The organism is Vibrio sp. 10N.261.52.A1 (assembly GCF_002876325.1).
GTDB lineage: Bacteria > Pseudomonadota > Gammaproteobacteria > Enterobacterales > Vibrionaceae > Vibrio > Vibrio chagasii.
In genome coordinates this window covers 1-9,800 of the sequence record NZ_MCYD01001181.1, presented here as the reverse complement: position 1 = coordinate 9,800, position 9,800 = coordinate 1, and the positions used below count along the sequence as shown (strand labels likewise).

The 9,800-nt window shown below is 42.6% G+C and carries 11 protein-coding genes and 3 pseudogenes; 9 read left to right on the top strand and 5 right to left on the bottom strand.

From position 1 onward, the window contains the following. From BCT81_RS25245 to BCT81_RS25205, 9 genes are all read left to right on the top strand, one after another. Window positions 1–595, top strand: a 595-nt coding sequence (locus BCT81_RS25245) for a hypothetical protein (RefSeq protein WP_102426242.1), incomplete at its 5' end; no start/stop codon positions are given. Window positions 596–727: 132 nt separating this feature from the next. Further along, a complete protein-coding gene (locus tag BCT81_RS25240; protein ID WP_102426241.1) occupies window positions 728–1,261 on the top strand; it encodes a DUF6817 domain-containing protein in 534 nt (177 codons plus the stop codon). Window positions 1,262–1,407: 146 nt separating this feature from the next. Continuing rightward, window positions 1,408–1,863 (top strand): GNAT family N-acetyltransferase, encoded by a 456-nt coding sequence (locus tag BCT81_RS25235; protein WP_102426240.1) that lies wholly within the window; start codon window positions 1,408–1,410, stop codon window positions 1,861–1,863. Window positions 1,864–2,429: 566 nt separating this feature from the next. Beyond that, window positions 2,430–3,056: a LysE family translocator gene (locus BCT81_RS25230; RefSeq protein WP_102426239.1), complete on the top strand. Its 627-nt coding sequence runs from the start codon at window positions 2,430–2,432 to the stop codon at window positions 3,054–3,056. A gap of 209 nt (window positions 3,057–3,265) precedes the next feature. After that, window positions 3,266–3,904, top strand: a complete 639-nt coding sequence (locus BCT81_RS25225; protein ID WP_102426238.1) for an RraA family protein — start codon at window positions 3,266–3,268, stop codon at window positions 3,902–3,904. Window positions 3,905–4,068: 164 nt separating this feature from the next. Continuing rightward, window positions 4,069–4,491 (top strand): hypothetical protein, encoded by a 423-nt coding sequence (locus tag BCT81_RS25220; RefSeq protein WP_102426237.1) that lies wholly within the window; start codon window positions 4,069–4,071, stop codon window positions 4,489–4,491. Window positions 4,492–4,535: 44 nt separating this feature from the next. After that, the gene (locus tag BCT81_RS25215; RefSeq protein ID WP_102426236.1) at window positions 4,536–4,949 is read left to right on the top strand and encodes a hypothetical protein; all 414 of its coding nucleotides are present in this window, start codon (window positions 4,536–4,538) and stop codon (window positions 4,947–4,949) included. Window positions 4,950–5,010: 61 nt separating this feature from the next. Beyond that, window positions 5,011–5,343, top strand: a complete 333-nt coding sequence (locus tag BCT81_RS25210) for a YnfA family protein (protein ID WP_102426235.1) — start codon at window positions 5,011–5,013, stop codon at window positions 5,341–5,343. 57 nt (window positions 5,344–5,400) lie between these two features. Next, on the top strand, window positions 5,401–5,616 hold the full coding sequence (locus BCT81_RS25205) for a DUF6434 domain-containing protein (protein ID WP_102426234.1): 216 nt from the start codon (window positions 5,401–5,403) through the stop codon (window positions 5,614–5,616). 85 nt (window positions 5,617–5,701) lie between these two features. Here BCT81_RS25205 and BCT81_RS25200 read toward each other — a convergent pair. From BCT81_RS25200 to BCT81_RS25180, 5 genes and pseudogenes are all read right to left on the bottom strand, one after another. Next, window positions 5,702–6,465: pseudogene (locus BCT81_RS25200) on the bottom strand (TolC family protein); the annotation flags it as partial. After that, a pseudogene (locus BCT81_RS25195) lies at window positions 6,459–6,803 on the bottom strand (biotin/lipoyl-binding protein); the annotation flags it as partial. The pseudogenes BCT81_RS25195 and BCT81_RS25200, both read right to left, overlap by 7 nt. Window positions 6,804–6,902: 99 nt before the next feature. Beyond that, window positions 6,903–7,738: pseudogene (locus BCT81_RS25190) on the bottom strand (LysR family transcriptional regulator). 175 nt (window positions 7,739–7,913) lie between these two features. Continuing rightward, window positions 7,914–8,573 carry a sugar transferase gene (locus tag BCT81_RS25185; RefSeq protein ID WP_102426233.1) on the bottom strand — a complete coding sequence of 220 codons (660 nt, stop codon included), beginning with the start codon at window positions 8,571–8,573 and terminating at the stop codon, window positions 7,914–7,916. A 9-nt stretch (window positions 8,574–8,582) separates the two neighbouring features. Beyond that, window positions 8,583–9,770 carry a glycosyltransferase family 2 protein gene (locus BCT81_RS25180; protein WP_102426232.1) on the bottom strand — a complete coding sequence of 396 codons (1,188 nt, stop codon included), beginning with the start codon at window positions 9,768–9,770 and terminating at the stop codon, window positions 8,583–8,585. Between the last annotated feature and the right edge of the window lie 30 nt (window positions 9,771–9,800).

Here is a 9,800-nt window from a genome sequence, read left to right as displayed (position 1 = left end):
TGGACCTTATTGTATTACTGCTTATTTAAAAAGTATGGATAAATTACCCCTTAACTCGCCTCTTAAGCTACATAAATTTGATGCGGCGCAGGTTTCATTCAGGGGGGCTCCTGTCGAAGTTAATGGTTTAGAGGAATTGAAAGACTTCGCTTTTGAACTCTATAAGGTCACGGGAATAATTACTCCCGGCGAGTACCCAGATTACATTGAACACTCCGGCTACAATTCATTAGGAGCAATGCTGTATGTTCTTCGTCAATTTGGCATAGAGTGTGAGGTTCTTATTAGAGATGCACAAACGGATGAATATTTGCGTCGAGTTTTCCCTATCGAATTTGAGCTAATTGAAAAGCTGGGTGTTTCAACAAAAATTTTGTCGTTAGGCAAGTCGACACCCAACAACACAATGTTGATATCAGTTATCAGGGTAAATGGTTCACTGCATTACGTACTTAACGATGCTAAGGGCAACTGGTTTGATTCAGGTATAACTGGTACTAGAGCCGAGTGGGACTCAATTGAGAGTTGGCACACTGCAGCTAACAAGCGTGAAGGCGCTGCTTGGTTAGGGATATCAATTCGAGTCAAATATTAAGTACACAACAAAATACCTAACAAAGGTTCTCGCGCTTGGCAGTTTCAGACTCATCTTTATGACCACACGAAATTCAGTTCAAGTTGTATGGCGTAATTATTCATTGGCTAGTTTTTAACCTTAAGGAGATTTATGGACAAATTTTTGATGCTTCAAGAACTTGGTGCGGGTGACTTTCAGCACCTTAACGGTTCATTGGAAGCACACCTGAAAGGAACTGAACAAGTTCTAATTAACTGGGGTAGTAGCGAGTTACTTCAAATCGCAGGTCTCTTTCATGCCGCGTATGGAACAGCGGGTTTCGATGAAAATATGGTGTCGTTAAGTCAGCGCCAAGAAATAGCGCGAATTATTGGTAATGATGCAGAAGCATTGGTTTATTTGTATTGCTCATGCGACCGAGACTATGTATTCCCTCAATTTGGTAAGGTGCTAGAAATCCAATTTAAAGACAGATTTACTGGTTCAATATTCAAACTCGAGAGTGCAACGGTGAAGTTGTTTTGCGAGTTAACGGTCGCTAATGAGCTAGAGCTTGTTTATCGCTGTGAAGAGTTCAAACTCAAATATGGTGCTGAGCTATTTGAGCTGTTCCAAGGTATGGACAGCTACTTGAGCTCCGAGGCAAGAAAGGCGTACAAATCAGCATTTCCGAGTCTCGCATAACAAATTGTTCAAGAGCGATTCGGCACGTATGTCATTTTCCATCCAATAGTTGAGTTCGATTTCTACGATGGTAAGGTGAAGCTTTGTCGTCGCATTGCTAATACTTAAATGCGGCGTAAGTAGTCAGAAGTAAAAAGGATTTATAGATGGAATTAAAGTATCGTTCAGCTGAATTTGAAGATTTGGACAGTCTTGTTGCTTTGCTTTCAAATGACCCACTTGGTAGTAAACGAGAAGATGCGGCTATTCCGTTGAATCGTGGCTATATTGAAGCGTTCGAAGCGATTACCCGAGACCCAAACAACGAATTATTGGTTGTTGAACTGGAAGGCGCTCTAGTCGGGATGCTTCAACTAACCTTTATTCCGTATCTGACACATATTGGTAGTTGGCGCTGTCTTATCGAAGGTGTTCGAATCCATAGTGACTATCGTGGACAAGGTTTCGGTGAGCAAATGTTCGGACACGCTATCGAACTGGCAAAAAATAAAGGCTGTACAATCGTTCAGTTAACAAGCGACAAGCAGCGCCCTGACGCCATCAGGTTCTATGAAAAACTCGGATTTAAAGCAACGCATGAAGGATTCAAACTCGCGCTGTAGGCTATCTGCTAAACAACTATTTAGTGAATCGCAACGCATCGCTTTTTGATCATGCTTTGCGTTTCATTGCTTACTGTAGAACACGGGAACTTTGCTATTGCGTTGTGCAATGCTAGCAACGTAACGGTTCGTAGCCATTGTTGTTTATCTATTTTGGCATTTATTATTGTTGTAGTGGCTTTGGTGATAGCCTTCGTTACTTTGGCTGTTGCTTTCAAAATATAAAAATGAATCCTTTTCTCATTTTAAGTTATTGAAATTTCGATAGTGCCATGCGTTCTTCTTTCAGCCCAATTTCGTCTCTCAATTGTAGCAAAGTTTTGTAGCCGCCCGTCTCACTTTTTTACTCAATCTCTTTCATATCATCTCAATTTTAAATATGTTTGCGCATATGAATTTAAGTGGTGAATTTATCGATATATTGCTTAAGAATTGTTTGTCGTGCATGAATTTTTACTTTGCGGTGTTTTATTTGATTTGGGTGCTGCCCCTTAACTTTTGTATTGTATCGTTCAAACCTTTTCGATTCGCCATACCACAATGTGCTTAAAATAAGAGGAAAAGAAATGGATTTAAATTCAGTGCTATTATTTGTGGTTGCTTGCCTGGCGATCAATATGATTCCAGGGCCTGATGTCATCTACATTGTTTCAAATACAATGAAAGGAAAGATGGTGAGTGGAATGAAAGCTGCTGTTGGCTTGGGTGTTGGTTACTTCATCCATACTTTAGCCGCATGCTTAGGCTTATCCGCAATAATTTTGAGCTCTGCTTTAGCTTTTAGTGTTGTGAAATGGCTAGGTGCTTTGTACTTGGTGTACTTGGGTATTCAGTCCCTAATCTCAATGTGGCGAGGGGGCAACAAAATTGTTGTGAGTGAAAACGCCGAAACCGAGAGAAGCGTATTTGTTCAAGGTGTCATTGTTAGCGTTTTAAACCCAAAGGTTGCACTCTTTTTCCTTTCGTTTCTGCCTCAATTTATTGATACATCAGTTGGCTCTGCTTCAACACAATTATTGATACTTGGTTTGTTGTTTAGTGCGTTAGCAACACTATGTAATGTTTTATACGCCTCAGTGGGAAGCTGGGTGTTTAGTCGACCAAATTCTGAACGTTATTCTCGAACACTTGAGGGTGTATCTGGTTTTTTGCTTATTGGGTTGGCAGGTAAAGTTGCAATCAGCGAGCGCTAGTCACATAACATAAGTACCAATTCGATTTAATATACTCGGCAATCTCTGTTTGCCGAGTTCTTCTCGCTTTAATACATCAAATTTGCATAGTCGTTATCGTGTTATGCATTAACAGGTAATACGGTTTTTTCGATGACAATGGGCTAATACTAGATTCACTTTGCTTGGCATTTCTTGGGTTAAGCATGGTTCAAACAAGGAGTGTAAATATGAAGCAAGACTTTTCTACATTAGCGACAACCGAGTACGGAAACATATTGGGTAACCAGTACTTTATGGATTTCAATATTGGTCCTCTTTGGCAGGACATGCCGCGAATTTGTGGCGAAGCTTTTACGGTTCAGTTAGCTGCTGGTGATAACTTAATGCTTCATTCTGCAATATACGAAGCACCAAAAGGCTCAATCATTGTCGTCGATGGCGTTGATAGCGAATATGCAGTAGCAGGAGGCAATGTATGCGCAGTTGCTAAGAGCCGAGGCATAAAAGGCTTTATTATTGACGGTGTTATTCGGGACTTAGGTGAAATTACAGACATGAAATTCCCAGTTTTTGCTAAAGGTGTTCATCCAGTTCCGGGAAAAAAAGAGGTTTATTCTGAACTAGGTACTGAAATTAGATGTGGAGGCATAAACGTCTCAACGGGAGATATCATTGTGGCTGATATCGAGGGAATTGCTGTTATTCCTCAGTCCAGAAAAGATGAGGTATTTTTAATGGCTTCAGAGAAGGCCAATAAAGAAGCCTCGTTAACATTGGCTCAGTGGGAAGAGAATCATAAGGCGAAGATCAAGCAAGCAATAATCTGTGCGAAACAAAAACAAAGCGTGCAAAATGATGTAGGTTGACCCAAAGATTTAAGACTTGCGTTACATGAGATTCACCAAAGACTAAGTCTTCTATCGAGTTGTTGAGATATAAGTGCAATTCAGATGTGCAACTTTTGGTAATTAACGTTCCCTGACGATTATCGAATTTTTCTTCAAGCTAACTACTAAGACAGGGAACTGAAATGAACAGATTAACATGGACTGCACTTGTGCCGCTTTTGCTATCAATGGCCATGGTGTTTAGCACTTATAGTTACGGAAGCCAGAGTGGGTTAGAAGCTTTCACTGTCTCTTTGGTGTTGTCTGCACCTTTAATTTTTACCTTTTTGCTCGTTTTCTCATTTTGCCGAGATGGCGCTGCTGACATGCATGCGTTACTTGGAACCATTGCCATTTGTATGCACTTATCTACGGTATTGTTACATGTTTGGTGGAATGGATTCATGTTCACCGATGTGACCAGAAACGACGGTTTAGGGCCAGCACAAGGGTATTCTGGTTTGATACTTTGGCTGGGTAGCATCAAGGCAATGATCATTGGCGTCGCTGTTGGAGTCTGCGCACATTTCGTGACTCGAATGGTTAGAAGGCTCGCCTTCAGATAAGATTATCTAGCTTACCAACACCTCTAGCAAAAGGAGTTTGAAGTATGTTTTATAGCAAGGAGCTCAACAAAGGGTTGCTCTTGATCCTCATTGTGCTTAGCGTGTTTATTGTATTTGCATCTGACAACGGCTTCGGCGCCTTGTTTGCTCTGTCGATAAACGCTTTAATTGCCATTCTCTTTTTCTCCATGACGATTGAGCTCAAAGGCGAAACGCTGACTTGGTATTTCGGTTTTGGTTTTTGGCGTAAGGTTGTGAAGGTATCTGATATCGTCGAGACATCGTTTTATCAAACTAAGTGGTATCAAGGTATTGGTATCCGAATGTTGAGTGATGGATGGCTGTATAACGCCTCAACAGGCTCAGCAATAAAGCTAAGCTTAAGCGTTGGAAAAAACATTTATATTGGTTGTAAAGACGCACAAGGTTTGAAGGTTGCGTTGAGTAAAAGCAGTTAGTCGAATGAAGTGACTAACTGTGTGAATGATCTGGGTTGGTTTTAACGGGTACAGGTAAATTGTGATTGAATTTAAAACGGTAGGTCTTTTTGTACTTACGGCGATAGCGGAAATAGTAGGGTGTTATTTACCTTACCTTTGGCTAAGGGAAGACAAGAGTGTTTGGTTACTTATTCCGGCGGCCATCAGCCTTGCCGTATTTGCTTGGTTACTCACGCTACACCCTACAGCAACAGGGCGAGTTTATGCGGCTTACGGTGGTGTGTACATCTCAGTCGCACTGGTATGGCTGTGGCTTGTCGATGGTGAGAAGCCAACAACGTGGGATCTAGTTGGTGGTTCGGTGGCGCTGCTTGGTATGGCGATTATTATGTTCGCACCAAGAAACGTGTAATTAGACGCTGTTCCGGCGCAATTTGAATTGATTATTTTCAAGAAGGAATGAGAGTACATGACAAAGGTTGATTGGCACAAAAATCATATAGATGAGAACACGTTAATCACGGATAGCTATAAAACGACTCAGAATGTCCGTCGATATTTTAAATCCCAACTTGGTGAACAGTTTAAGTTTGATCGTGATTTCATGCTTTGGATGAAAAGCTCAACGGGATTAACGATGGGTGATGCCGTACAAGAGTGGGCGAAGCGCAACCAAGCTAAGTAGTCACGTTTGTATGAATAGAAAAATACCGCTGATTGATTCAGCGGTATTTTTTGTTTATTGCTTTGGTGAATTGTGTGTCGGTCTTTTAATTTACAGCAGCTAACTCGACATTTTCTGTATTGTTAGAGACTTTCCAATCACCACCGAGTGCTTTATATACAGCGATAGTGCTGTTCGCGGTTTGTAGCTTGGCGGCCATTTCACGTTCTGCGATGCGAATGTCTGGGCGCTGCTCCAATAAATCTGAAGGGATGCCCGTTGGGATAATATCTTTCATTCTTGGCAGAGTATAGTCACCCGCTAAACGCTGATTAACGTTCGAAAGTGACTCACCTAGTAATACCGCCATACGCTGCTTGTGAACTTGTTCTGCAATTTCTAACTGAGGAACAATAGATTCCGTTGCAGCGAGCATCGCTTTGGCCTGTGCCAGATCTAACTCAGAGCCATAACCGCTTGAACCACTTTGGTGACGAGTTCAAGCGTTCGTTGTTGGTCTTGTATGTTCTCCATGGCGATTGCTTTGCGTTCTTGAGCGCCACGGTATTGAAGGTAGTTGTGGATCACGTCTGCGGTGATTAAGGTATTTAACCCCGATTGGAAGATTTCGGCTTGTTCGACACGAATCGAAGCTGCGTTTGCTTGTCTGTCGATGCGTCCAAACAGGTCCATTTCCCACGCGATGCTCGCGCCAAGAAAACCGCCATCGTGTTGTGCCTCCAGCAATGACATACCGGTTGCTGATTCAACCGCATCTGACGCGCCAAATACTGGGCCGAGTAGGGAGTCATTCTCACTCAGTTGATAGTTGTAGTAACCACCACCGACATTCACGGTCGGTACTCTAAAGCGCGAGCTTGCAGCTCCTCTAATGCAACTTGGTAATCGTGTGGGTCGAGTTGAGCGATAGGCTGACCTTTTTGCACTCGATCGCCCGTTTTAACGAGCAATTCTTGTATGGTGCCGGGAACACGGAATGCCACGCCTGCGGTTTCTACTGATTGAAGCTCCCCTGTGAAGGTTTTACTCGACTGTTGAGATGCAGATTCAAGTTGGATAACTTGAATGGGACGCTCTTCCGTTACTTTAGATGAATCTGCAGTTGGCTCCGTAGAAACAGAATGGTTGCAACCGATAAGAGGGAGAAGAGTGGCTGCGAGTAGAGAGTAGCGATAGATGGACATCATGAATTGCTCCTAAATATTGATGGAGCAATTCTATCGAGATGAAGACTAGAGATAATTAGTGCTAACGGTATAACACTGTCATACTATTTCTGACAATAATTAGAGATTTGGTAGTTCTTGTAACAAAAAATCAATCAATAATTGACTTGCGTGGCTGAGTGCTTTGCGCAGCGGGTACAACAACCAAGCTTCTTCTTGTTGCATGGTGTGATCAGGAAAAAGGTTAATCAGTGACCCTTCTTTAAGCTCTTGCCTCACCATGAGTTGTGGCAATAACGCAATGCCTCGGTGCCGCGCCGACGCTCCTTTCACAAAACCAATGCTGTCACTAACAATAGACGGCTCGACTTTGACGACTTGATTTGATATTTCCTACTCTTTATCGATGTCACCACTTGGCCAACGAAAACAGACGAACGGAAATTTCGCTAACTCCTCAAGGGTGGCTGGCCTGCCGGTTTTAGCGATGTATTCTGGGCTAGCAACGAATATACGCTGTAGATCCATTACTTTACGTGCAACTACATTTGAGTCGCTTAAACGACCGCCATGCATTGCAAGGTCTAACCCTTGGCGATACATGTTGATAAAACCGTTACTGATACTGCGAATATCGAGTTCAATTTCTGGGTAGAGATCTTGGAACTTGAATAGGGTGGCTTGGACGATATCACCGGTCTCTGGAACCAAACCGATTTTGACTCGACCGTGAGGCACTTCTAGTAAGTTTGATGCCACGTGATTGGCTTTTTCCAAAGCACCCAATGCTTTCAACAGCGCGTTGTACGGAAAAACAACTGTATATTGAGTGATTTCTCTAAATCATTGATTCGACGACTGACGTTCGCTCGCGGAAGATCCAGTGCGTTCGCGGCAGCTGTAAAGCTTCCAAGCTCAACGACGGTAGTAAATAATTTAAGATCTTCAATTTTCATAGCAAAGCGGCATTGAATACAAAGTGGGAATGTTCACGCGGCATCGTATATTAAATGGTATCTAAAATCGAAAAAACAATGAGTAGTTAATGACTCATTGGTTTTGATAGGACATAAATCAAAAAGTGCAGAATTACCCGTGACCGAATCTGATAAATGACTGCAAAGTCGATTTTTAGCGACCTCGGCCATCAACCATCACAACGATCGTTTTTGTGATAATGCGTAGGTCAGTCGCAATCCAAGATTTTACAGAGCATAGGCTTAATGCGTAACTGTGGTCGAATCCAACTTTACGGCGCACGTCTTCAATACAAGTGTCATAGCCTTGATTAACTTGTGCTAGCCCTGTGATACCAGGCATAACGCCATAAGTACGGTCAGCAAAGTAAGGAATCTCGTTTTCTAACTTCGTGTAGAAAGTTGGGCGTTCTGGGCGTGGACCAATTAGAGACATTTCACCCTTTAGCACATTGAATAACTGAGGGATTTCATCAAGTCGAGTTTTTCTTAAGAAGCGACCGACCGGCGTAATTCTGGGGTCGTTTTGTGTAGCCCAAACCGCACCAGAGCGAGACTCCGCATCTTCGTACATGCTTCTGAATTTCATGATCTCAAAGATTTCCATTTTCTCTGGTGTTGATTTACCGACGCGAAGCTGCCGATAAAGCACTGGACCACGAGAAGTGAGAACAATGGCTAGAGCAATGATAGGGAACACTGGTGACAAGATAATAAGTGCAACCAATGAGACTACAAAATCGAAGGTACGCTTCGCACGAGAGACTTTGTGTTGGTATAGGTTTTGATTTGATTGTTGGTCGATATTAATCATGGTCAATCCTTAACGATTTGCACGAGTCCAAGGTGAGTTTTCTAATCCAAGTAGGTAGCGTAAGCCACCGATGAAGTTGGCATAATGACCAACCACTAAATAAGAGATTAATGAAACAGGTTTGGTGACTAGGCGTTTCGGTAATATGCAGCCAAGTAAGCCAATGGTGTATATAGCAATCTGTGCCCACAGCAGTGCTTCAAACACTAAATAGTGATTTAGGAGAGCTGAGCACACTAAGCACATGATCATCAAATAGGGGGTCAGTAGGCGTAGCCCTTTACCTGAAAAGAAAGCGAAAGCGATGCCTTTGAACTTAGGACTGAACAAGCCGAATAATCGGATAGCTTGCTGCATGTTACCTGCCGAGATACGTAAGCGACGTTTGAAATCGGTTTTGAGGTTTGACTCTTCAAGCTCCAGTGCAACCATTTGAGTTTCATATTCGGCGATATAGCCTTGCTTGACGATTTGCATCGGTAAAATGAAATCATCATTAATGGTATTGAGTGGCAGTGGTTCGAAAAGTGATGTTCTAAATAAGTAGAAGGCGCCATGAGAACCTAAACTGGACCCCAAAGATGCTTCACACTGTTTCACTGCCGTTTGATATTGCCAATAGGTGTTTTCACCTTCGTTTCCTGTCGGGCATAACAGATAAGTAGCGTTAACGACACCAACCTTGTCACTTTCGAAGTGAGCAGCGGCAATTAAAAGTGCATCCAATGATATCAGGGCTGACACGTCACTAAGTGCTGTGATGTCGCTGGTTATGTTTGTCACTTCTTCGTTTACTACTGAGACTTTACCTCGGTTCTGAGTGTGTTCATGTATCTCGAAATGGATGTCACTGCACATTGCTTCTTGAATCGTCATCTGAGCAATGTCGACAGTATTATCAGTGCAGCCATCACACGCGATAATCACTCGTAGCTTCTTTTTCGGATAGTCGAGAGAAGCTAGGTTACGGACTTTATCTGCTATCCATTGCTCTTCGTTAAATGCCGGTACAAGAATGGTGATGCTTGGTAACGTACAATCTTGTTTTTCATCTTTGTAGCAGCGATGGCTTTCTTCTACTTGACGTGCTGGATGGCCTTTCGCATACCAGCGTAAAAGGATCGGATACGCTGCATGGTGATAGACAATCAACATTCCGGAAAACAAACACAAACCGGCTAACACCCAATCAATCATGCACAAGCTCCTTGAGAAATATTGTCGTAA